Raw genomic sequence first — 513 nt, 5'->3', positions numbered from 1 at the left:
ACTCAGAATCAAGAGATGAATATGGGGATCCTTCGCCCTGATGGCTTCGATCAGTTGGAGTCCGTCCATGCCCGGCATTCGTATATCGATCAACATGAGATCCGGTGAATACAGCCGATGCTTCTCTAACGCTTCGGTTCCGTTAGCTGCCGTATCCACGACTTGATAGCCCAACTCATGCCAAGACACAATACTTTTCAGACCCTCGCGAAGTTTAGGTTCATCGTCCACGATTAGCACGTTCATCATCATTCTCTCCTCCTGTCGGAATACTGAAATCAATCCGGGTTCCTATTCCCGGATCACTGTAGATGGTCAGGCCCGCTTCCGGGCCATACGTGAGTTGCAACCTTACATGTACATTCCGCAGGCCGATTCTGCCGCCATCCGCCTCATCGGAATCATTCAGAAAACCATCGATCATCTCCAGTCTTTCTGCTGAAATGCCTGCCCCATTATCCACGGTCGACACATGAATCCTGTCTTCGCTTACGGAGACAAGAACCCGTATGC

General features: G+C 50.5%; 2 protein-coding genes. Both read right to left on the bottom strand.

Features of this window, described 5'->3' with window-relative positions; translation table 11 throughout:
* Positions 1–249, bottom strand: a 249-nt coding sequence (locus ACFRAK_RS28380) for a response regulator (protein ID WP_394573098.1), incomplete at its 3' end; no start/stop codon positions are given.
* Positions 221–513, bottom strand: a 293-nt coding sequence (locus ACFRAK_RS28375; protein ID WP_394573097.1) for a sensor histidine kinase, incomplete at its 5' end; no start/stop codon positions are given. The genes ACFRAK_RS28375 and ACFRAK_RS28380, both read right to left, overlap by 29 nt.

The sequence above is a fragment of the Peribacillus sp. NPDC056705 genome (assembly GCF_043656335.1).
Note: the sequence above shows the minus strand (reverse complement) of the source record. Positions and strands in the feature narration are given on the sequence as shown.